This window comes from Myxococcus sp. SDU36 (assembly GCF_030168875.1).
In the GTDB taxonomy this organism is placed as follows: domain Bacteria; phylum Myxococcota; class Myxococcia; order Myxococcales; family Myxococcaceae; genus Myxococcus; species Myxococcus vastator.
The window spans coordinates 4,432,868-4,453,869 of sequence record NZ_CP077414.1 but is presented as its reverse complement, the minus strand read 5'-3'; the positions used below and the strand labels follow the sequence as shown (position 1 = coordinate 4,453,869).

The window sequence follows — 21,002 nt, the reverse complement described above, 5'->3', positions numbered from 1 at the left end:
GCGACTTCCGCCAGGCCCCGCCGCCGGCTCCCAGCCCCGTCCATGAATCCACAGGGAGGGCAGGGCGCCGACGACTGACTCGGCGGAAGGAGAACTCAGGTCGTGCCGCCCGAAGGCTCCGAACCACCACCCGAGGACGGAGGCGTCGAGCCACCAGCGCTCTCGCCTCCACCGGACGCGTTCTGCGAGCCGCCGCGCTCTCCACGCCGCTCGCCGCGCTCGGAGCGTTCACCCCGCTCGCCGCCGCGCTCGGAGCGCTCGCCGCCGCGCTCGGAGCGCTCGCCACCGCGCTCGGAGCGTTCGCCGCCGCGCTCGGAGCGCTCACCGCCCCGCTCGCCACCCCGGGGACGCTCTCCTCCCCCACGACCCTCGCGGCGGCCCTCGCGACGGTCTCCGCCGCGCTCACCGCGCTCGGAGCGCTCGCCGCCGCGCTCACCGCCCCGGTCCCTGCCACCGCCGCTGCCACCACCACCGCCGCGGCGGCCCTGCTCCTGGCGGCCGTAGCCTCCGCCATTGCTGTCGGGCTTGCGCTGCTGCATGGCCAGTTCGCCATCACCCGAGCCGGGCGACGAGGCCACCTTGTGCTCCGGGCCGGAGGCCGAGCGTCCGTAGATGTCGTACTGCTCGCGGTGGTAGTTCTGCTGCGCCTTGACCTGGATGGACTTGTTGTACCGGTCCATCAGGTGCCGCAGCTCGTTGCGCTCCTCGCCCTGGAGCAGGCGCGCCACTTCCGCGTTGCAGTTGATGACCAGCGTGGAGTCCTTGTAGCCCGGCGCCTCGCGGCGAATCTCCCGGAAGATTTCGTAGGCCACGGTGGTGGCCGTCTTCACGAAGCCGTTGCCGTCGCAGTACGGGCAGTCCTCGTGGAGCATGCGGCCAATGGACTCGCGCACGCGCTTGCGCGTCATCTCCACGAGGCCCAGCTCGGAGATGCGCAGCACGTTCGTCTTGGCCTTGTCGCGACCCAGCGCTTCCTGCAGCGCCTTGAAGACCTTGTCGCGGTTCTGCGCCTTCTCCATGTCGATGAAGTCGCAGATGATGATGCCGCCGATGTTGCGCAGCCGGAGCTGGTAGACAATCTCCTTGGCCGCCTCGACGTTGATCTTGGTGATGGTCTCCTCGAGGCTCTTCTTGCCGACGTAGCGGCCCGAGTTGACGTCGATGGCGGTGAGCGCCTCGGCCTGGTCGATGATGAGGTAGCCGCCGCTCTTCAGCCACACCTTGCGCTGGGTGGCGCGCTGGAGCTCCTGCTCGATGCCGTACGCGTCGAAGACGGTGTCGTCGCCCTCGTGCAGCGCCACCCTGTCTCGCAGCGCGGGGTCCTGCGCGGTGACGAAGCCGAGGATGCGCTCGTACTCCTCGCGGTCATCGACGACGAGCTTCTCCACGTCGTGCGCGAAGAGGTCGCGCGTGGCGCGCAGGATGAGGTCCAGGTCGGGGTGCAGCAGGCCGGGGCCGCCGCGCTTCTCGTTCTTGCGCACCACCTGGTTCCACACCTCGATGAGGAACCGGATGTCGCTCTCGAGCTTCTCCTGCGGCACGTTCTCCGCGACGGTGCGGACGATGAAGCCCGTCCCGGGCGGGCGCAGGCGGTCCACGACTTCACGCAGACGCCGGCGCTCCTTCTCGTTGGAGATGCGGCGGCTGATGCCCACGTGGTCCACCGTGGGCATGAACACCAGGTGACGGCCGGGGATGGAGATGTGCGAGGTGAGCCGCGCGCCCTTGGTGCCGATGGGGTCCTTGGAAATCTGGACGACGACTTCCTGGCCCACCTTCAGCAGGTCCTCAATCTTGTCGGTGCGGCGCGGCTTGACCTTCTCCTTGTCGTCGTCGCGCTTGTCGCCCCGGCGCTTCTCCTCCTGCGGCCTGCGGCCCTTTTCCTTCTCGCCGCGCTCCTTCTCCCGGCTCCGGGGCTCACGCGCCTCACGGGCCTCGCGCGGCGTGCGGCGCTCGCCGGAGACCTCGGAGGGCTTCGCCGCCTGGGCGCCCTCCGCGGCGGGCGAGGGGATGATGTCTCCCAGCGCGGCGGCCGAGGGGGGAGGGGGCTCGACGGGAAGGCTGGTGGCCTCGCCCTCGGCCACTTCCACGGCCGCTTCAGCGGGCGTCTCCACCACGACCGCGGCGGGCTCGGACGCCGCGGCCACGGCCAGCGCCGCCTCGGGAGACTCCACCTGCGCGGCCGGCTCCACGGCGGCCTCGGTCACCTGCGGCTCGGCGGATGGCGCGGTCACGGCCTCGCCACTCACCGGTGCAGGCGCCGCCTCCACGGGCGTCGCCGTGGACGGCTCGACCGCGACAATCTGCTCGGGCGTGACGGGCTGCGCGGCCGTCTCGGCGGCCACCCCTGCCTCCGCCCCGGCTGCCGGCGCTTCCTCCGCGGGCGCCGCCGGTGTCTCCGCGTCCGGCGGCGTCACAGACGGGGCGTTGGCGGCCAGCTCCAGGGCGGTGTCGCGCGGCAGCGACTCGGTGGACGCCGCGGCGGGCTCGACGTGGGCGTCCTCCGGCTCCGACGCCACGTGACGGGGCGCGTGCCGGGCGGCGGCCTCCGCGGCCTCGGCCTCGGATTCGTCCGGGACGTCCGGCGCATCCTCGTGTTCGCCTTCGGTCAGCTCGAACTGCGCGCGCGCGAAGTCGGGGTCGTAGACGACGTCACTGACATAGAGGAACGCCGCCTTCTCCAGGCCAATGTCCACGAAGGCGGCCTGCATGCCGGGGAGCACCCGGACGACGCGACCCTTGTAGATGTTCCCGACGACGCCCTTGTCCTTCTTACGCTCGAGGTAGAACTCCGCGATGTGTCCGCCCTCGACGAGCGCGACGCGCGTCTCTCGACCCGCGGCGTTGATGACCAGGATGCTGCTCATGGATGAATCCTGCTGGCGCGCGCGGTAGGGCGGACCTCACCGGACGGGCGGCGGCGAGACGCCGCGCCTCCGAGCGCGCTGCGAAGGGAGAGGCGGCCTCTGGCGGACCTACAGCGAGCGCCACCGACCCGGGCATGCCGGGCACGGCTGGGGGCGCGCTGTCGAGGACCGAGGGGACCACCGCCTGCTCCTCCGAGTTCATTGGCGCCCCGCATTGCGACCGGCACCGTGCCGGGCGAGGCCTTGTCTTCACAACGCGTTCGAGCTTCCCCACGACGCGCGTGCCGCCCGCTCTTCTATCCACACCCGGTCGGTGCCCATCGTGGGCCACCTTGGGGGGGCGACTGGAGCCTCGGTGCGGCTGACGCGGCCAGAGGAGCCGGGAACGCAACCCGTCAAAATCCCTACCAGACGTTGACCCCCGACAACGCGGGGCGTCACACAACCGTCCAGAAACACGAGGAGTTTTTCACGGCCCCCCGGGTGTGTAAAGCCGAGAAACGGCATCCATCCACTGTCGGGCAGATGCCGGGCGGCAACCCGGCAGGGCGTCAGGCCTGGGCAGGGGCTTGCTTGCGCTCCCCTGGCTTGTCCAGTCGCCCTCGGGGCCGCCTCACCAGCCGGAGACCTGTCCAGGTGGCGTCGATGGTGCAGATTTTGTTGTCCACCAGACCGATGTCCAGGGCCGCATGGCGGACGAAGTCCTCGGTGAGGCCCCGGCGGGCGTTTTCGCCTCCCGGCCAGCACACCCAGATGCCGCCGGTGAGGGCCATGGCGCGGGCCAGGGCCGGCAGCCGCTGCACCAGCTCCTGCGGGTCCTGGGTGAAGAAGAGGATGACATCCAGGCCCGTCACCGCGGTGATGAGGAACTCCACCCCATCCGGCAGCGGGTTGAGCTTCTGCACGAAGCCCCGCGGCGGGTTGATGACGGAGACCTTGGACCCGGCCCGGATGCCCAGCATGGCCGGAAGGGAGGCCAGCGCGTAGGGCGTCATGACGTGCGCTCCACATTGAATTGACTGAACTCGCCGGTGGCCTCGCCGTCCGTGCACTGCACGCCCGAAACCCGGGCCTGCGTCGGACCGTGATGACACCAGCGGATGAATTCCTCGAGCACGGCGGGCTCCCCTTCCACGACGGCCTCCACGGCCCCGTCCGGCCGGTTGCGCACCCAGCCTGTCAGACCCAGGCGTGTCGCTTCAACGCGGGCGCTCTCCCGGAAGAACACGCCCTGCACCTTGCCTTCGATGCGCAGCGAGGCTCGCCGCGTGCCACTCATGGACCGCCCCATCCTCTAGGCGTTCGGCTGCAGCATCTGCAGGAACGCCTGCTCGTCCAGGATTCTTACCCCGAGTTCCTGGGCCTTCTTCAGCTTGCTGCCCGCATCCTCGCCGGCCACGACGAAATCGGTCTTGCGCGAGACACTTCCGGCGACCTTGCCGCCCCGGCGCTCGACCTCTTCCTTGGCCTGCTCCCGCGTCATACCTGTCATCGCGCCGGTGAGCACCACCGACTTGCCCACGAAGGGGCCTCCCGTGGCGACCTGAGGCGCCGCGGGCGTGACACCCGCCGCCAGCAGCGCGCGGATGGCCTCCTGGTTCTGGGGCTCCTGGAAGAAGGTGTGGATGACCTGGGCCATGATGGGACCGACGTCCTTTACCCGGGAGATGTCCTCCAGGCTGGCACCAAAGAGCTTCTCCGACTGAGGGAAGGCCTCCGCCAGCGCCTTGGCGGTGGCGTCACCGACGTGACGGATGCCCAGGGCATAGAGGAAGCGGCGCTGCGTGGTCTGCTTGGAGCGCTCCAGTGACGCGACGAGGTTGTCCGCGCTCTTGTCGCCCATGCGCTCCAGCGTCAGCAGGTTCTCCTTGGTGAGCGCGTAGAGGTCCGCGAACGCCTTCACCCTGCCGGTGGCCACCAGCTGCGCGGCCAGCTTGTCGCCCAGCCCTTCGATGTCCATGGCCAGGCGGCTGGCGAAGTGGCGGATCTTCTCCACCAGTTGTGCGGGGCACGAGGCGCCCGTGCAGCGGATGATGGCGCCGTCCTCGTCCTTCGTCGCCACCGCGTCGCAGACGGGGCAGTGCTTGGGGAATTCGAAGGGGGCGGAGTCCGCGGGGCGCCTGGACAGCACGACGGAGACGATTTCCGGAATCACGTCACCGGCGCGGCGCACGAAGACGGTGTCGCCCTTGCGCACGTCCTTGCGGCGCAGCTCGTCCTCGTTGTGCAGCGTGGCGCGCGCCACCGTGACGCCGCCCACCTTCACCGGCTTGAGGTGCGCCACCGGCGTCAGCGCGCCCGTGCGGCCCACCTGGATGCCGATGTCCATCACCTCCGTGGACTCCTCCTCCGGCGGGAACTTGTAGGCCACCGCCCAGCGGGGGCTCTTGGAGACCTGGCCCAGGCGCTTGCGCTGGTCCTCGTCATCCACCTTCACCACCATGCCGTCCACCTCGAAGGGCAGCTCGTGGCGGCCCTTGAGGGAGGCGTCATAGGCCTCGCGCACGCCCTCCAGGCCGTCGGCGCGGCGGTACTGGTTGATGGGCAGGCCCAGCGTCTTGAGGTACTCCAGCTTCTCGATGTGCGTCTTGAAGCCGGGAACGCCTTCGCCCGGGACGCATTCGTAGAGGAACACGGAGAGGGGCCGCGCGGCCGTCATGCGCGGGTCCAACTGGCGCAGGCTGCCGGCGGCGGCGTTGCGCGGGTTGGCGAAGAGCGGCTCGCCTTCCTCCTCGCGCTTCTCGTTGAGCTTCTGGAAGTCCTTCTTGCGGATGAAGACCTCGCCCCGCACCTCCAGCACGTCCGGCACCTTCACGCCGTCCTGGGGGAACAGCGACATGGGCAGGCTGCGGATGGTGCGCAGGTTGCCGGTGACGTCCTCTCCCGTGGCGCCGTCGCCCCGGGTGGCGCCCTGGACGAAGGCGCCCTTTTCGTAGCGCAGCGCGATGGCGAGCCCGTCCAGCTTGGGCTCACAGACATAGGTGACGGCGGGCAGCCCCACCAGCTTGCGGATGCGCTCGTCGAACTCGATGAGGCCCTGGTCCTCGAAGATGTTGGCCAGCGAGAGCATGGGCGCCCGGTGCACCACCTCGCCGAACGCCTCGGCCGCCGCGCCGCCCACGCGCTGGGTGGGCGAGTCTGGCGTCTGGAGGCTCGGATGCCGCGCCTCCAGGTCCTGCAACTCGCGCATCAACGTGTCGTATCGCGCGTCGCTGACCTCGGGCGAGTCGAGGACGTAGTAACGGTAGTTGTGGTGCGCCAGCTCACGGTGGAGCTCACGGGCTCGGGCTGCGGCTTTCTGGAAGTCGTCCACGGTTCGCGGTCCTTACTCCAAAACACGGCGCGGCGGCGCGTGCCTCGAAAGGCGGCCACTCTACGGTTCCCGACCGACAAGGTCCGGTCGCCCGCAGGCCCGCCGGCGCCTCAAGTCCGGGGCAGGGGACTGCGGAAGGCCCGCACGGCCGGCTTGGAAATGGGGGCCCGGGGGCGGCGTGTTGCTCAGCTGGAAGCGACGCAACCGTGGCCCTCAAGATGCCTTGACAGGCCAGGAGGGGGTCAATAACGTCCCTCGCGGTTCATGGCGCAGGCGTATCCGACGGCGCCGACTCTTCTCCCAACCACAAGGCTCACGCCCGCGCAGTCCCTTCCTGGGATTCCGGCGGGGCCGTCCTCCTGGAAGGTGCTTCCGAGGGCTGCGCGGACGTCTCCCCCCGCCATTCCACCTGTCCGAGTCCTCGGGCGCATCATTCCTCCCCAAGCGTTACAGACATGCGTAAAGCCCGTACTTCGAGAGAGAAGGCCGCTGACACCGAGGTCGCCGTCGAGGCGGACACGGAGAAGCCCCGCCGCAAGCGCGCAGCGAAGACGGTGGAGCGGGACGAGGCCGAAAAGCCCGCCCCGCGCGCCCGTCGCAGCGCTGCCCGCCGCGACGACGAGCCTGGCGCCGAGGCCGAGGAGGCCCCCGCCGAGCCGCCCCGTCCGGTGCTCACCCCCATCTCCCGCCCGGTGCGGGACGACGACCTCCAGGAGGCCCGCATCTCCGGCGAGGCCGAAGAGCCGGCCGCCACCCTGCCGCCTCCTCCGGAGCCGCCCGAGGCCCCCGCCATCACGGAAGTCACCCGCGACGGCGAGCCCATGCAGGTCATCAAGCTCAATGACCTGAAGCGGATGAAGATCACCGACCTCTCGAAGATGGCCCAGGACGTGGGCGTCGAGGGGTACCAGGGCCTGAAGAAGCAGGACCTCATCTTCGCGCTGCTGGGCGGCATCGCCGACAAGCGCTTCGAGGTCCACGCGGAAGGCGTGATGGAGCTGCTCAGCGACGGCTTCGGCTTCCTGCGCAGCGCGGACAGCGACTACCAGCCCAGCCCGGACGACATCTACGTGTCCCCGTCGCAGGTGCGCCGCTTCAACCTGCGCCCCGGCGACACGGTGACGGGCCCCATCCGCCAGCCCCGCGAGGGCGAGCGCTTCTTCGCGCTCCAGAAGGTGGACAAGGTCAACTTCGCGGACCCGATGTCGGACGCGGCGCGCGACCGCATCCTGTTCGACAACCTCACGCCGCTCTATCCGACGCGCAAGCTCAAGCTGGAGCACGAGGCGTCGGAGATGACCACGCGCATCATCGACATGTTCTGCCCCATTGGCCTGGGCCAGCGCTGCCTCATCGTGGCGCCGCCGAAGGCCGGCAAGACGGTGCTGCTGCAGAACATCGCGCACGCCATCAGCCGCAACCACCCGGACGTGTACCTCATCGTGCTGCTCGTGGACGAGCGCCCGGAAGAGGTGACGGACATGGAGCGCAACGTGCGCGGCGAGGTGGTGTCCTCCACCTTCGACGAGCCCGCCACGCGCCACGTGCAGGTGGCGGAGATGGTCATCGACAAGGCCAAGCGCCTGGTCGAGCAGAAGTACGACGTCTGCATCCTGCTGGACTCCATCACCCGTCTGGCGCGCGCCTACAACACGGTGGTGCCCGCGTCCGGCAAGATTCTGTCCGGCGGCGTGGACGCCAACGCGCTCCACAAGCCCAAGCGCTTCTTCGGCGCCGCGCGCAACATCGAGGAGGGCGGGTCGCTGACCATCATCGGCACCGCGCTCATCGACACCGGCAGCCGCATGGACGAGGTCATCTTCGAGGAGTTCAAGGGCACGGGTAACTCCGAAATCGTCCTGGACCGGAAGCTGATGGAGAAGCGCATCTTCCCGACGCTGGACATCAACAAGTCCGGTACGCGCAAGGAGGAGCTGCTGCTCGGCCCGGGCGACCTGGTGCGCATCACCGCCCTGCGGCAGGTGCTCCACCCGTTCACCCCCATCGACGCGATGGAGTTCGTGCTCAAACACATGCGGCCCACCCCGTCGAATGCGGACTTCCTCGGGTCGATGAACCGGTAGAGAGTGTCCGGGCAAGGAGTGTCCATTGCTCAGACACGGACGTTTCCGCCTGCTCACCCTCGCGCTGGGGGTGACGCTGGGCGGTGGTGGAGTGGGGTGTGACGGCCTGGAGGACCTGCCGCTGGGGGACATGCCCCCGGTGTTGTCCGACCAGACGTGTTACTCGGACGACGACTGCGTGGCCAACGCGTGTTGTGGGCTGGGGACCGCCGTCACGCACGCGGACGAAGGGCCGACGTGCGGCGCCCCCTGCACCAGTGGCTGCCCGGAGGGCTCCATCGACTGCGGGCGTTGCATCCCCACCTGCCGTGAAGCGCGCTGCGCCGCCGCCTGTCAGTAGGGCTCAGGCGGCGGGCGGCTGACGTTCGACGGGCAGCGGGCCGGGCGTGGCCAGGGCCACCGCGGGCGCGGGCTGGGCCATGAGCCGCGCGTAGTCGAAGCACGCCACCAGGACGGACGCCACGGGCACCGCGAAGAGGGCGCCCACCAGCCCGAAGAGCCGCTCTCCGGCGATGAGGGAGAAGGCGACGATGACGGGGTGCAGGTGCGCCGCCTGCCCCATGATTTTGGGGTTGAGGAAGTAGGCCTCCAGCGCGTGGATGCCGATGATCCACGCCAGAATCGCCAGCCCCTTCTGGAAGCCGTCCGCCAGCGCGATGAGGACGATGGGCACCGAGCTGAGGATGGTGCCGAAAATCGGGATGAGGCTGAAGAAGGTGGCGATGGTCGCCAGCAGGAACGCGAACTTCACGCCGAACAGCAAGAGGCCGATGAACGTCAGGACGCCGTTGACGATGCAGATGGTGACCTGGCCGCGCACCACGCCGGACAGCGAGCGGTCGATGCGCTCCAGGAGCTGCCGCGCGTCGGTGGCGTACTCCGGCGGAATCAGCGTGCCGAAGTAGTGGCGGATGGCCTGCGCGTCGATGGAGAAGAACGCGGCCACCATCAGCACGAAGAAGAGCATGAAGACGCCCGCGGCCACGCTGGTGACGATGTTGCGGGACACGTTGACGATGTCGCCCAGGTTCTCCTGCACCAGGAGGGACACGCGCTTCACCGCGTCCCCCAGGAACTGCTCCAGGTCCAACGCGAAGCCGAAGGTGCCGTTGCTGCTCCCCGCGTCCGCGCCCTCCAGCGCGCGGTTGGAGAGCGCCACCGGAATGCCCCGCGTGCTGAGCCACGTCTCCGAGCGCTGCGCGAGCTCCTGGATGTGCTCCGGGGTGAGCGTGTTGGCGAACGTCACCGCCTCACGGCTGACGCGCGTCAGCTCGCGGTAGAGCTGGGGCGCCAGCGCGACGATGAAGAGGTACACGCCCACGAAGAAGCCGGCGTAGATGAGCAGCAGCGCCGCCCAGCGCGGCACCGGCCGGCCGGCCACCTTCACCCGGGAGATGCGTCCCACCAGCGGCTGCACCAGGTAGGCGATGAGCGCTGCGCCCGCGAAGGGCATCACCACCGAGCGGAAGGCCAGCAGGACCAGCGCCATGCTCAGCCACAGCGCGCCCAGGAGGAGCAGGCGCTTGCGTCGGTTGGCGGAAGTGGTGGAGTCCGAAGGCTGCGGCGACATGCCGTCTGGCTTACGGCAGTGCCTTCCCGGTGACAAGGGCCGCCATGCGAGCGCCCCGCCCGCGTCCTGGGAGGGGGATGGTGCCCGTTCAACATTTCACCGGGCCACCCGGCGGCGGCTCAGGCGCTGGGCGCCGGGAAGACGCTGAGCTTCGACTGGAGCCGCTCCAGGCAGTCGCGCATGTGCTTGCGTTTGACGCGGCCCTCGGTGGCCTCGCCCAGGCCCAGCATCTGCTCGGTGAGCCAGCGGCTGAGCAGCAGCAGGGGCAGCCGGTCGTCCGGCACCAGGCCCCGCTCCAGGTAGCGCTTGTTGCGCATGTATTCGTCGTAGGCGTCCGTCTCTCGCGCCAGCTCCCACTGGGCCAGCCGGAAGGCCTCCGTGTAGACGGCGCGGGACGGCCGGGGCCGTGGCTCCGTGAAGAGCGGCGCGAAGTGGCCCCCGGTGTCCAGGTCCAGCTCCTCGACGGGGGGGGGCCACTGCTGCAGGTCCTTGTGCAGCAGCTTCGCCACCTCCTCCAGGAGGTGCTCCAGCAGGGAAACCGGTTTGAGGTCGAAGAGGTAATCCCAGCGCGACGCCATGGCTTCTTCTCTACCTCAAATCCCGCCGTCGCCCGTGCCCGCGTCGGTGCCGCCGTCGTCCGGGCCCACGCCCTGGCAGCAGGGGGGCACCTGCGCGAAGTAGAGCGCCGACTGCGAGCAGGACACGCGGATATCGCGGCGGTAGGCGCTGCAGCCGGTGACGAAGCGGTCGCTCCCGCAGGTCGGCGGGGCCGCGGTCGCCGGGTCGCAGGCCTCCAGGGTGACGGCGCACACGGCGCGAGAGCGGAAGAAGCGCGCGTCGTTGCGGTCTCCGGGGACGACGGTGCACGTCGTGCGCTCGGTGCACTCCTGGAGGAGGGGGCCGCTGGAGCACGGGCCCACCGTGCACTCCGGCTCGCAGTTGAGCGCTTCTGTGCCGTCACAGCGGGGCGCCTGGGTGCACAAGTCCTCCGAGCACGCGGTGGTGAGCAGGGCGAGGAGCAGGGTCGGCAGGGCGAGACGGGACACGGGGGGCCTCTGTCAGGTCAGGAGAAGCGCTCGAGGAAGTTCAGCAGGATTCTACGGCCCGCGGGCGAGGGCGTGAGGCCCGCCAGCAGCTGACGGACGTGTTCGCCGGGCGCGGCGCCGCGCGCCACGGAGGCCCGCTCCAGGCCCTCCCGGCGGGCCTCGATGACGGCGCGAAGGGTGTCCACGCCGGCCTCCGGATGGAACTGCACGCCGCGCACGTTGGGGCGGAAGGCCAGCGCCTGCGCGGCCGTGTTCGCGTTGCCCGCCAGCACCCGCGCGCCGTCGGGGAGGTTCGAGACGATGTCCTCGTGCGTCGCCTGCACGGTGAAGCGCTCCGGCACGCCGTCGAAGAGCGGGTCCTGCTTGCCGGCCTCGGTGAGCGTCACCTCGACGCTGCCCGTCTCCCGCCCCTGGGGATTGCGTGAGACGCTGCCGCCATACGCATGCGCCAGGAGCTGCTGACCGAAGCACACGCCCAGCACGGGCGTGCCCCGCTCACCGGCCTCCACCATGAAGTCCGCGGCGCGCCGCATCCACGGCGCGGGCGCCGTCACCGACAGCGGCGAGCCCGTCATCATCACCGCGTCGTAGCCCTCCGCGCGCGTGGGCAGGGGTGCGCCCTGGTGCACCGGGACGACGTCGAAGCGGTAGCCGGAATGTCCAATGGTTTGCAGAAACCACCGGTCGTAGTCACCGATGGAGACGCGCACCGAGGCGGCCGCGTCACCGGCTTTCAGCAAGAGGACGTTCTTCACCGACGTAGGTTGCCGCATTGCGTTCCCATTCCTACCGTGTCGTGCCCCCGCGTGTCCGTTCCTGGCCAGTCGCAGTGGAACGCGCCCGTGTGCTTCGAGGTATCCACATGACCGGCGCCCGTTGGCTCACCTGCTCATCCATCGTCCCCAGTCTGCGCATGGCCGGGCGGCGGGTGGAGCCCTGGGCGTCAGGCGTTTCCAGCAAGAGAAGGGATTGAATCGATGCCGACCCGACCCAAGGCGAAGGTCCTGACCCACCCTGCCATGGCCCGCCGGGTTCGCGGCAAGGCGTCGCGTGCGTCCGCGCGAGGTCCGGCGGCGCGGGACGCGGCGAGCGTGGACACGCTGCGCCAGTGGCTGGACGAGAAGGGCATCCAGAAGGTGAAGGTGGGCGCGGTGGACGTCGATGGCGTCTGGCGCGGCAAGTACATCTCCCTGGAGAAGTTCCTCAGCGCCGCCAAGGGCGGCCTGGGCTTCTGCGACGTCGTCTTCGGCTGGGACTTGAGCGACGACCTGCTCGACAACACCGCGGTGACGGGCTGGCACACCGGCTACCCGGATGCCCACGCGAAGGTGGACCTGTCCACCGGCCGCGTCATTCCCTGGGAGCCGGACACCGCGGCGTTCCTGCTCGACTTCGAGAACCCCGACGGCACGCCGTTCGAGGCGAGCCCCCGGCAGCTCCTCCAGAAGGTGGCCGCCCGCGCGCGCGCGCTGGGGTACCTGCCGCGCTTCGGCGCGGAGTACGAGTTCTTCATCTTCAAGGAGCAGCCGCAGAGCCTGCGGGACAAGGGCTTCCAGGACCTGACGCCGCTGACGCCGGGCATGTTCGGCTATTCGTGGCTGCGCACGTCGCTCAACGCGCCGCTGGTGCATGCGCTCATCGACGGGTGCAACGCCTTCGGCCTGGGCATCGAGGGCTTCCACACGGAGACGGGGCCGGGCGTCTTCGAGGCGGCCATCCGCTACGACGACATCGAGCAGTCGGCGGACAAGGCCGCGCTCTTCAAGACGGTGGTGAAGGAGATTTGCGCTCGCCACGGCCTCACCGCGTGCTTCATGGCGAAGGTGAACGCGAAGCTGCCGGGGTGCTCGGGGCACGTCCACCAGTCGCTGTGGGATTTGGACGGGGCGCACAACCTCTTCCACGACGCGAAGGCGCCGCACGGCATGAGCAAGCTGCTGCGCCACTATATCGGCGGGCAGGTGGCGCTGATGCCGGAGCTCACCGCGCTCTACTGGCCCACCATCAACAGCTACAAGCGCAGCGTGGAGAACACCTGGGCGCCCACCACCGTGACGTGGGGTCTGGAGAACCGCACCACCGCCATCCGTGTCATCGGTGAGAACGCCAAGGCGATGCGCGTGGAGTACCGGCAACTGGGCGCGGACATGAACGCGTACATCGGCATGGCGGTCAGCCTGGCCGCGGGCCTGTGGGGCATCGAGAACGAGGTGGAGCCGCCCGCGCCCTGCGAGGCCAACGCCTACGCGAAGAACGACGCGCCGCCCTTGCCCCGCAGCCTCAAGGACGCGGTGGCGCTGCTGAAGGGCAGCGAGCGCGCGCGGGAGCTGCTGGGCGACGGCTTCGTGGACCACTTCGTGCGCACGCGCGAGTGGGAGGTGCGTCAGTACGAGCGCGCCGTCACCAACTGGGAGTTGGAGCGTTACCTGGAGCTCATCTGATGAGCGCAAACGAGGCAGCCGCCATGAAGCCGTTCGACCTTCCCTCCGAGCCGCGCGTCACCGAGATGGCGTGGCCCACGCGCATCGTCTTCGGCGCCGGCGCGCTGCTGCGCCTGCCCGCGCAGGCCCAGCGTCTGGGCATCCAGCGTCCGCTGCTGGTGACGGACGCGGGCGTGGTGAAGGCGGGGCTGGCCGCGCGCGTGGCGGACGTGCTCAAGGCGGCGGGGCTTGCCTGCGAAGTCTTCGACCGCGTGGAGCCCAACCCCACCGAGCGCGACGTCTTCGCGGGCCTGGAGGCGTACCGGAGCCACGCCTGCGACGGCATCGTCGCGCTGGGCGGCGGCAGCGCCCTGGACGCGGGCAAGCTGATTCAGCTCCTCACCACGCACGAGCCGCCGCTCAGCCGCTACGACGACGCGAAGGGTGGCGACCAGTACGTGCGAGATGACCTGCCGCCGCTCATCGCGATTCCCACCACCGCGGGCACGGGCTCCGAGGTGGGGCGCTCGGGCGTGGTGACGCTGGAGGACACGGGCCGCAAGACGGTCATCTTCAGTCCGCACCTGCTGCCGCGCGCCGCCATCTGCGACCCGGAGCTGACGCTGGGGCTGCCGCCGGGCGTCACGGCGGCCACTGGCATGGATGCCTTCACCCACTGCCTGGAGGCGTACCTGGCCAATGGCTTCCACCCGCTGGCGGACGCGGTGGCCATCGACGGCATCCACCGCGTGGGCCGCTCGCTGGAGACGGCGGTGCGCGACGGCAAGGACCTGGCCGCGCGCACGGACATGATGGTGGCGGCGATGGAGGGCGCAATGGCCTTCCAGAAAGGCCTGGGCGCCTGCCACGCGCTGGCCCACGCGCTCACGCCCGTGTCCAACGTGCACCACGGCCTGGCCAACGCCATCGTCCTGCCCGTGGTGATGGAGTTCAACCGCGCTGTCTGTACGGCGCGGCTGGCCCGGGTCGCTGTGGCGCTGGGAGATACGACGCTGTCGCGCGAAGAGGTGCTCGCGGGCAACGCCATCGACCGGGTGCGCAAGCTCAACGCGGCGGTGGGCATCCCCTCGCGGCTGCGCGACGCGGGCGTCCAGGAGAAGGACCTGGAGCGAATCGCCCAGAAGGCCTTCCAGGACGCCTCGCACCTGAGCAACCCGCGGAAGGTGTCGCAGGCGGACCTGCTGGCCATGGCGCGCGAGGCCTACTGAGCCGCCGCCCGCCGGGGGAGGGGCGTCCCCCGGCGCACCGCTTCACGGCTCAGGGCGCGTCGTCCATGGCGCCCATGCCGCCCGCGGTGCCGCCATCCGACAGCACCGGGGCGCCCGTGTCCTCTGGTTCGGGGTCTCCCCCCGCGCCCACCACGGTGCCCGTCACGGGCGTGCCGCCTTCCTCGGGGGTGAACTCCAGCGTCTCCACGAACACGCGGCCGGGCAGGCGCAGGTCCGTGGCGTTGATGCGCTCCTGGCCGCGAAGCTCGTAGAGCTGCTGCGCCACCGGGCCCGCGGGGATGCGTTCGTCGGAGAAGAAGATGTACATGCGCACCTTCCCCTCCTGCACGGGGATGCGGAAGCTCGTGTGCGCCACGGGCTTGTTCGCATCACAGCGGATGGAGCGGTTCTCCCGCGTCAGCGTGAGCTGCCGGATGACGCCCTTCTCGGACACCGTGTACAGCATGCAGTAGGGAAGCTGGTCGTCGGAGGGGATGACCTCCACCGTGGCCCCCCCCGTCTTTCGCAGCTGGGCCCGCGTGGGCCTGTCCGTCGACTTCTTCCCGTCACAAGCCGCGCCACACAGCGCGGCCACCACCAACAACCCAGTCCAACGCCTCATGTGTCCCTCCCGGGGTGTGGAAGCGCCTTCACCTGCCACCCCCAGCCTACTTCGGAGCCTCGTCCTGGGGGGAGGTCAGGGGTTGTCCTGTGACAGGTCGCGCCAGCCGCAACGACCGCCAGTTCACACCTCGACGCGGCGGACGCGCGCACGCACGTACGCACGGCGTCATGTCCTCCGCGCGCGAGGCGGGCGCGCTCCTGGCGGGGCTCAGGGGCAGCCGGAGCTGACCTGGAGGCCGTCGTAGGCCATCCACCCGTTGCGCTTCGTTCCCGTGGCGGCGATGACGTAACCGTAGAGGAATTTCATGGTGCCGGACTGCTGGCGGTAGCGTCCCGCTCCGTCCTGGACCCACAGGGGAATGTCGATGGACGGCACGCCGTGCTCGGTGGGGACGTCCAGGCGCTGGAACTTCGTGCCCGCCGGGAAGTGGTCCACCGCGGGGCCGCCCAGCGCGAAGCCCGGCACGTTGAAGACCAGGTTCGCCGAGCGCAGGCCATTGGCGCGCACCAGCGGCAGGTAGTCGCCCGCGCGCTCGTGCGTCGCCGTGCTGTCGTAGACGACCTTCTTGAATTCGAGCGTGGTGTCGTGCCAGTCGCGCACGGCGTAGCAGCCCAGCTTGCCCAGGCCCGCGCCCAGCGCGGAGACGTGGCCGACCTTCTGCTCGAAGGACGTCCTCCCCAGGATGCTGGAGAGGGGCAGCCACCCGGCGCTGGAGTTGGACGTCGACACCGCGAAGGCATGCTTCTCACCCGCGAAGGTGCGCGTCTGGCCGTGGTTGAAGGCCGCGCTCGTCCGCGTGTTGGTGCCCACCACCGTGCCGTGGCCGTCCCGGATGGGAACGCCCGTCACCAGGCCCCAGTTGTCGTCCTCGGGCGCGTTGGTGGGCACGCGGTTTCCACCAGACGCTTGCAGCTTGCAGTTGTAGGGGCTGACCAGGCAGTAGGTGCCATTCACGCCGGAGAACGCCGCTTGCTCCCGTGAAGCGAGGGCTTCGTCTGAACCGGGAACCGCCTGGGATGGGGCTTCGTCTCCACAAGCGGAGGCCACGAGCGTCGCTGCGATGAGGGCATGGAGTGGGATTCGCATCGTGGGATGGGAATTCGACAGGACTTGAGAAAGCAAGTCAGCGGCCGTGCGGGCTCGTCGGCGGGGAGGGGAAGTGGTCAATGACAGACGTCGTCCTCCCGTTGTTGCTCGCTGAGCAGCCTTTCCGCGGGACGGGCGCGGTGGCCTTCGAGGGACTACCGCGTCTCTGGCCGGACGTAGACGACCACCTGGGGCGTCTCATCCACGTAGAGGCCCGTCACCGGCGTGCGCGTGCCGAAGGCCTGCCACGTGAGGAACTCGTGCTCGCGAAACTCCTGGTGGTACTGGTACGCGACGATGTCCGCGTCCGCCGGGCTGCCCACCGCGCGCAAGTCGGGGCGCAGCATCCCATTGCGCTGGTAGTCGCGGAACGAGCCGCCGTGCACCTCGTGCAGGAACAGGCGCGCGCCCCGTTTCGCGTTCGCGTTGATCCACGGCAGCACGCCGGTGACGTGGCTGGACCAGAACTGGCGCTGCATGCCCAGCGTGGCCGCGCCCGGCAGTCCTCCCGCCAGCTCCGAGTACGCCGCCGTCCCGTAGGGGAACACGCGCACCGAGTACACCAGCGCGGGGGCCAGCAGCACGGCGAACACCGGCACGGCCACCGCGGCCTGGGGCAGTGAGGGCCACTTCGCCTTCAGCCGCTCCCACAGCGCCGTGCAGCCCCGGGCCACCGCGGCGCCCGCGAGGATGCCCAGGAACACCATGGACGGGAACCAATGCTTCACCCCGCCGAAGTGCGGCACCTGCGGGTGGCTGATGATGAGGATGGACGTCACCGCGTTCACGCACACCAGCGCCTCCGTCATCGTCACCGGGCGCTCCACCCACGCGCGCGTCCGCGCGAAGGCACCCAGCACCATGCGCGCCACCAGCGCCGCCAGGCCCGTCACCATGGGGACGAAGATGCTGGTGGGCACCGTCAGCGCCGTCTTCACGACGACGTAGGCGAGCGGGAAGGGCGGCTCGCGCAGCAGTTGGTTCAGGTAGAACCAGGCGTAGTGGTTGTGCTTCGCGTGGAAGGCCAGGTACCACGCGGTGCGGTCCACCGGCTGGTGCCACAGGTAGGGCCAGTGCAGGTAGAAGATGACGGGCCCCAGCACGGCCATGGCGGCGATGGGCACCAGCGCGCGCGTCACCGGCGCGTTCACCTTGTCCACGCCCTTGAGCACCCAGGCGCCGCCCACCGCGAGCCCGGCGAACAGCAGCGTGTGCGGGCTGAGCAGCAGGAACTTCCGCTGGAAGCCCTCGCCGCCGCCCAGCGACAGCACCAGCAGGCCGTAGAACACGGCCACCGCCGTGAAGACGCCCACGAAGCGGCCCAGCCAGGCGCGGGCCTCCGGCTGCCCCTCGCTGGCGCTGTAGGCGCGCCACAGCGCGAAGGGCGTCAGCACGAAGGGGAGGAACAGCGCGTTGTGCTTGGTGGCCAGCGCCAGCCCGAAGGCCACGCCGCACCACAGCCCCCAGCGCGCGTCCTCCAGGGCACGCCAGAAGCAGTACACGACGAGCAGCCACATGGCGGCCACGGGGACGTCGAAGCACGCCATCTCCGCGTTGAAGTACTGCCGCGGCACCAGCATGAAGGCGAAGGCGGCGAACAGCCCCGCGAGGCGGCCGTACATGGCGCTGCCCAGCAGGAAGGACAGCGCGGGAATCAGCGCCGCCAGGGCGAAGGCGGGGAGGCGGAACGCCGTCGCCGACCGCAGCCACCCCAGCCCCGTGTGGAAGAGCAGGTGGCTCAGGCCGAACAGCGTCTTCATCAGCACCGGGTGCTCGTGGTTGTAGTCCCACGCGCGCACGATGGCCGCGTCCGTCAGCGCCCGGGCCGGTGACTGGAAGAGCTGCCGGAACCAGCTCGCGTAGCCCTCCGCCGCGATGAAGTAGACGCTTTCGTCGCGCGTGTAGCCCACCGCGGACTCCGTCAGCCACAGCGCCGCGAAGGCCAGCACCCAGAGCGCCCAGGCCAGGGACTTCTCGTCGCGCGTGGGAGCGCGTCCTCGCATCATCCCCGCACTCCCACTTCGGGCTCCACGGCCAGCACGTCCAGGCACACCTGCCGCCGGTCCGCGTTGTCCGCCTGCACCCAGACCTTCACCGTGTGTGGCGCGCCCTGGGGGAGCCGGACCTCGGCCTTCTGCACGCCCTCCAGGCCCGGCGGTATCGCCAGCGACAAGAGCCGCGCGCCGCTCGCCGCGTCATCCACGCCCAGGTGCGTGGTGGAGAGGCGCGAGCCCTTGGGGAAGGCGTGCTCGAAGATGATGCCGCCTTCCAGCCGCAGGCCCAGGCCACCGGGCACGCCGTCCAGCTCCGCCACCAGCCGCTGCTTGCCTCCCGGCGCGTGCATCCACAGACAGCGCCGCGGCTCATAGAGGATTTCGTGCCACTCCGGCGCCACGTACAGGTGCGCGGGCCCGGGGCAGCGGTGCGCCTTGCCGTCGAAGGGGCAGTCGCGGCGCGTGCCGTCCGGCTGCTCCAGGTACACGCGGGCGCGCGCGTATTCCTCCGTGGCGGTGAAGCGCCGGGGCCGGTGCCGGCCATTCTCATGGAGCGCCAGCGTCAGCGTGCCATGTCGCGACGTCGCGCCCACCGCGCGGCGGCCGTGCAGGAAGGTTTCGAGGAATCCCGCCTCGTCCGAGCGGGGCAGCTCCGGCTGGCCCAGCACCCAGACCCGCGGGTGCGCGGACAAGTCGTCCCGGTCCGAGCCCAGGTAGCCGTACACCGGCAGCGAAGAAGGGACGAAGAGGCGTGCGCGCTCCGCCCACCAGGGGAAGAGCAGCACCGCGTCACCAGGCTGGGCTTCCGCCTGGAGGCGCCCCGCCACCGCGCGGTAGTCCGCCTCCGACGGGAGGCGGCCTGGCAGGCGCAGATGGAAGAGCAGGCACAGGAGCGCGACCAGGAGCAGGCCTCCCAGCTCCACGAGGGGCAGCGCGCGCGTGAGGCTAGGACTTCGCAAGGCGAATCTTCTGCTCGCTCTTTTCGCGGCAGAAGGTGCAGAAGATGGCTTCACCCTGAGCGAAGGACGGCGTCCAGGGCGGGTACATCGAGCAGCGCGGGTCCAGGCAGTGGTGCAGCTCCCAGAGGTGGCCCAGCTGGTGGAGCGCGTGGCGGGTGACGGCCTTGAAGGCGCTCTCCAAATCCTTGTGGGGCGCGATGGTGAGGATGGCGCGGTCCTTCCCCTGGCGCGCGAAGCCCGCCGTGGGCGCCACGCCGCTGGGGAGCTCGCGGTCCTTCAGCTTGCGCGTGGTGAGGAGCAGCACCTTGTCGTCCTTGTAGGAACGGATGCCCTGCACCTCATCCATCAGCTTCTCCGCATCCAGCGGCTCGGACATGCCCGCGGGCACCTCCGCGCTGCCGGAGTGCTCACTGCCCACGCCGAACGCCGTGTAGAGCGTGCGGTTGAACTTCGCGAGCTGCTTGTCGTCGAAGGGGTCCAGCGTCACGACGCGAATCACGGGGCGTCACCTCGGCGGAAGGGCCCCAGGTGCAGGGGCCCGTCGGTCCATGGGGCTTTCAGCTCTCACCCTCGGGCGGTTTGACCTTGGGCGGACGGCCGCGCTTCTTGGGCGCGGCGGGCGCGGCGCCTTCCGCCTCGGGCGGCTTGGGCTTGGGCGGACGGCCGCGCTTCTTCGGAGCGGCGGGCTCTGCACCCTCGGCCGTGGCCTCCGGCTTGGGCTTGGGCGGACGGCCGCGCTTCTTCGGAGCGGCGGGCTCGGCGCCCTCGGGCGCCTCCGTCTTGGCCTTGGGCGGACGGCCGCGCTTCTTGGGGGCGCCTTCCTCGGAGGACTCGGCCTCCTCGGACTCGCCTTCCTCGCTGGACTCCTCCTCGGACGGCTCGGCGGGCTCCTCGTCGGAGGGCAGGTCCAGGTCGCTGTCCAGGCCCAGCAGGTCGCTGTCCAGGTCCAGGTCGCCGTCCTCGCGCTGGAACTCGGCGGCGGTGCGCTTGGGGCGCTCGCGGCCGGGCGGGAAGAGGACGATGTCGATGGCGTCCTCGGCGTTGACCTCGGCGGTGCCCAGCGCGGCGGCGACCTCCGTCACCAGCAGGTGCCGGGCATTGTCGTAGAGCTCGCGCTCCTTGGTCGGCAGCGGACGCAGCTCGCTGAGCACCTGGAGCCCCTTCACCACCTCGGCCAGCCCCATGATGCCGCCTTGGGTCATCCGGTCCAGGTTGGTGCGGGCTCGCTGCTTCCAGTCGAGGTCGGCCTTGTCGCTGTCCGAGCGGAGGAAGGAGAAGATGGCCTCCACGTCCTCGGCGGATGCGACCTTGCGCACGCCGATGGAGAGCACCTTGCCCTCGGGCACCATCACGACGGCGCCATCTTCTTCGCGGCGCATCGTGACGAAGGTGAGCTTCTGTCCCGCCACTTCCTTCACATCGATGGCGGAGACTCGGCAGACCCCCTGGTTCGGATAGACGACCCGGTCGCCAACCGCGAGCTGGAGTGACGCGGACCCTTCAGGCATGTCCCCCTCACGGGTGAGGTTGGTGGGCTGAACGTCGGAACAGGCCCGGGCTTAGCACCGAGCCACGTCGGACGCCACGAGTTTACCGGTGGATTGCCGCCGGACGTGCGTCCGTGCGCTGAACCCCGAGGAGGTTGCCCAGCACCCGCTTCTGCCCCGCGTCCAGCGCCGCCTCGACCTGCGCATCCGTTGGCTCCATCCCGTCCACTCCCGGCCGGGCGTCCACGCGCGCGGCCATTCCCAGGGTTCCCATCAGGCCGAACACGGCCACCGCCACCAGCTTCTTCATGGTGAGTCCTCC

General features: G+C 70.2%; 19 protein-coding genes. 4 read left to right on the top strand and 15 right to left on the bottom strand.

Features of this window, described 5'->3' with window-relative positions; translation table 11 throughout:
- Positions 1-95: 95 nt before the first annotated feature.
- From KGD87_RS17470 to ligA, 4 genes are all read right to left on the bottom strand, one after another.
- Positions 96-2,867: an Rne/Rng family ribonuclease gene (locus KGD87_RS17470; RefSeq protein WP_284668528.1), complete on the bottom strand. Its 2,772-nt coding sequence runs from the start codon at positions 2,865-2,867 to the stop codon at positions 96-98.
- 551 nt (positions 2,868-3,418) lie between these two features.
- The gene (locus tag KGD87_RS17465) at positions 3,419-3,862 is read right to left on the bottom strand and encodes a DUF3052 domain-containing protein (RefSeq protein ID WP_284668527.1); all 444 of its coding nucleotides are present in this window, start codon (positions 3,860-3,862) and stop codon (positions 3,419-3,421) included.
- Complete coding sequence (locus KGD87_RS17460; RefSeq protein WP_284668526.1) at positions 3,859-4,158, bottom strand: acylphosphatase; 300 nt, start codon at positions 4,156-4,158, stop codon at positions 3,859-3,861. The genes KGD87_RS17465 and KGD87_RS17460 overlap by 4 nt, the downstream gene beginning before the upstream one ends.
- A gap of 3 nt (positions 4,159-4,161) precedes the next feature.
- Positions 4,162-6,180 carry an NAD-dependent DNA ligase LigA gene (gene ligA / locus KGD87_RS17455; RefSeq protein WP_284668525.1) on the bottom strand — a complete coding sequence of 673 codons (2,019 nt, stop codon included), beginning with the start codon at positions 6,178-6,180 and terminating at the stop codon, positions 4,162-4,164.
- A gap of 455 nt (positions 6,181-6,635) precedes the next feature.
- On the opposite strand from ligA, the gene rho reads away from it, so the two are divergent.
- Both rho and KGD87_RS17445 read left to right on the top strand, forming a co-directional pair.
- Complete coding sequence (gene rho / locus KGD87_RS17450) at positions 6,636-8,264, top strand: transcription termination factor Rho (protein WP_284668524.1); 1,629 nt, start codon at positions 6,636-6,638, stop codon at positions 8,262-8,264.
- Between the two features lie 25 nt (positions 8,265-8,289).
- Positions 8,290-8,604 carry a hypothetical protein gene (locus KGD87_RS17445; protein ID WP_284668523.1) on the top strand — a complete coding sequence of 105 codons (315 nt, stop codon included), beginning with the start codon at positions 8,290-8,292 and terminating at the stop codon, positions 8,602-8,604.
- 3 nt (positions 8,605-8,607) lie between these two features.
- On the opposite strand, the gene KGD87_RS17440 is transcribed toward KGD87_RS17445, so the two are convergent.
- The 4 genes from KGD87_RS17440 to KGD87_RS17425 all read right to left on the bottom strand — a co-directional run bounded on the left by KGD87_RS17440 (position 8,608) and on the right by KGD87_RS17425 (position 11,653).
- Positions 8,608-9,834, bottom strand: a complete 1,227-nt coding sequence (locus tag KGD87_RS17440) for an AI-2E family transporter (RefSeq protein WP_284668522.1) — start codon at positions 9,832-9,834, stop codon at positions 8,608-8,610.
- A gap of 119 nt (positions 9,835-9,953) precedes the next feature.
- A complete protein-coding gene (locus KGD87_RS17435) occupies positions 9,954-10,412 on the bottom strand; it encodes a hypothetical protein (RefSeq protein WP_284668521.1) in 459 nt (152 codons plus the stop codon).
- Positions 10,413-10,427: 15 nt separating this feature from the next.
- Complete coding sequence (locus KGD87_RS17430; protein ID WP_284668520.1) at positions 10,428-10,880, bottom strand: hypothetical protein; 453 nt, start codon at positions 10,878-10,880, stop codon at positions 10,428-10,430.
- Between the two features lie 17 nt (positions 10,881-10,897).
- The gene (locus tag KGD87_RS17425) at positions 10,898-11,653 is read right to left on the bottom strand and encodes a glutamine amidotransferase (protein WP_284668519.1); all 756 of its coding nucleotides are present in this window, start codon (positions 11,651-11,653) and stop codon (positions 10,898-10,900) included.
- 204 nt (positions 11,654-11,857) lie between these two features.
- Here KGD87_RS17425 and KGD87_RS17420 point away from each other — a divergent pair, with 204 nt between their 5' ends.
- Positions 11,858-13,321 carry a glutamine synthetase family protein gene (locus KGD87_RS17420; RefSeq protein ID WP_284668518.1) on the top strand — a complete coding sequence of 488 codons (1,464 nt, stop codon included), beginning with the start codon at positions 11,858-11,860 and terminating at the stop codon, positions 13,319-13,321.
- A 23-nt stretch (positions 13,322-13,344) separates the two neighbouring features.
- A complete protein-coding gene (locus KGD87_RS17415; RefSeq protein ID WP_284668517.1) occupies positions 13,345-14,529 on the top strand; it encodes an iron-containing alcohol dehydrogenase in 1,185 nt (394 codons plus the stop codon).
- A 49-nt stretch (positions 14,530-14,578) separates the two neighbouring features.
- Here the strand turns inward: KGD87_RS17415 and KGD87_RS17410 are convergent, their stop codons facing one another.
- The 7 genes from KGD87_RS17410 to KGD87_RS17380 form a co-directional block, all read right to left on the bottom strand.
- Complete coding sequence (locus KGD87_RS17410) at positions 14,579-15,151, bottom strand: hypothetical protein (protein WP_284668516.1); 573 nt, start codon at positions 15,149-15,151, stop codon at positions 14,579-14,581.
- A gap of 210 nt (positions 15,152-15,361) precedes the next feature.
- Entirely contained in the window at positions 15,362-16,240 is an 879-nt protein-coding gene (locus KGD87_RS17405; protein ID WP_284668515.1) for a hypothetical protein, read from the bottom strand.
- A gap of 155 nt (positions 16,241-16,395) precedes the next feature.
- Complete coding sequence (locus tag KGD87_RS17400; protein WP_284668514.1) at positions 16,396-18,246, bottom strand: ArnT family glycosyltransferase; 1,851 nt, start codon at positions 18,244-18,246, stop codon at positions 16,396-16,398.
- Positions 18,243-19,193 carry a hypothetical protein gene (locus KGD87_RS17395; RefSeq protein WP_284668513.1) on the bottom strand — a complete coding sequence of 317 codons (951 nt, stop codon included), beginning with the start codon at positions 19,191-19,193 and terminating at the stop codon, positions 18,243-18,245. Before KGD87_RS17395 ends, KGD87_RS17400 begins: the two co-directional genes overlap by 4 nt.
- The gene (locus KGD87_RS17390) at positions 19,180-19,692 is read right to left on the bottom strand and encodes a zinc metalloprotease (RefSeq protein ID WP_163783489.1); all 513 of its coding nucleotides are present in this window, start codon (positions 19,690-19,692) and stop codon (positions 19,180-19,182) included. The genes KGD87_RS17395 and KGD87_RS17390 overlap by 14 nt, the downstream gene beginning before the upstream one ends.
- Positions 19,693-19,750: 58 nt before the next feature.
- On the bottom strand, positions 19,751-20,701 hold the full coding sequence (locus KGD87_RS17385; protein WP_284668512.1) for a CarD family transcriptional regulator: 951 nt from the start codon (positions 20,699-20,701) through the stop codon (positions 19,751-19,753).
- 82 nt (positions 20,702-20,783) lie between these two features.
- Entirely contained in the window at positions 20,784-20,990 is a 207-nt protein-coding gene (locus tag KGD87_RS17380; RefSeq protein ID WP_284668511.1) for a hypothetical protein, read from the bottom strand.
- Positions 20,991-21,002 lie beyond the last annotated feature (12 nt).

Coding starts and splice junctions, on each gene's coding strand:
- KGD87_RS17470 (WP_284668528.1), bottom strand. CDS start 2,867: ATGAGCAGCATCCTGGTCATCAACGCCGCGGGTCGAGAGACGCGCGTC.
- KGD87_RS17465 (WP_284668527.1), bottom strand. CDS start 3,862: ATGACGCCCTACGCGCTGGCCTCCCTTCCGGCCATGCTGGGCATCCGG.
- KGD87_RS17460 (WP_284668526.1), bottom strand. CDS start 4,158: ATGGGGCGGTCCATGAGTGGCACGCGGCGAGCCTCGCTGCGCATCGAA.
- rho (WP_284668524.1), top strand. CDS start 6,636: ATGCGTAAAGCCCGTACTTCGAGAGAGAAGGCCGCTGACACCGAGGTC.
- KGD87_RS17440 (WP_284668522.1), bottom strand. CDS start 9,834: ATGTCGCCGCAGCCTTCGGACTCCACCACTTCCGCCAACCGACGCAAG.
- KGD87_RS17435 (WP_284668521.1), bottom strand. CDS start 10,412: ATGGCGTCGCGCTGGGATTACCTCTTCGACCTCAAACCGGTTTCCCTG.
- KGD87_RS17425 (WP_284668519.1), bottom strand. CDS start 11,653: ATGCGGCAACCTACGTCGGTGAAGAACGTCCTCTTGCTGAAAGCCGGT.
- KGD87_RS17420 (WP_284668518.1), top strand. CDS start 11,858: ATGCCGACCCGACCCAAGGCGAAGGTCCTGACCCACCCTGCCATGGCC.
- KGD87_RS17415 (WP_284668517.1), top strand. CDS start 13,345: ATGAAGCCGTTCGACCTTCCCTCCGAGCCGCGCGTCACCGAGATGGCG.
- KGD87_RS17410 (WP_284668516.1), bottom strand. CDS start 15,151: ATGAGGCGTTGGACTGGGTTGTTGGTGGTGGCCGCGCTGTGTGGCGCG.
- KGD87_RS17405 (WP_284668515.1), bottom strand. CDS start 16,240: ATGCGAATCCCACTCCATGCCCTCATCGCAGCGACGCTCGTGGCCTCC.
- KGD87_RS17400 (WP_284668514.1), bottom strand. CDS start 18,246: ATGATGCGAGGACGCGCTCCCACGCGCGACGAGAAGTCCCTGGCCTGG.
- KGD87_RS17385 (WP_284668512.1), bottom strand. CDS start 20,701: ATGCCTGAAGGGTCCGCGTCACTCCAGCTCGCGGTTGGCGACCGGGTC.
- KGD87_RS17380 (WP_284668511.1), bottom strand. CDS start 20,990: ATGAAGAAGCTGGTGGCGGTGGCCGTGTTCGGCCTGATGGGAACCCTG.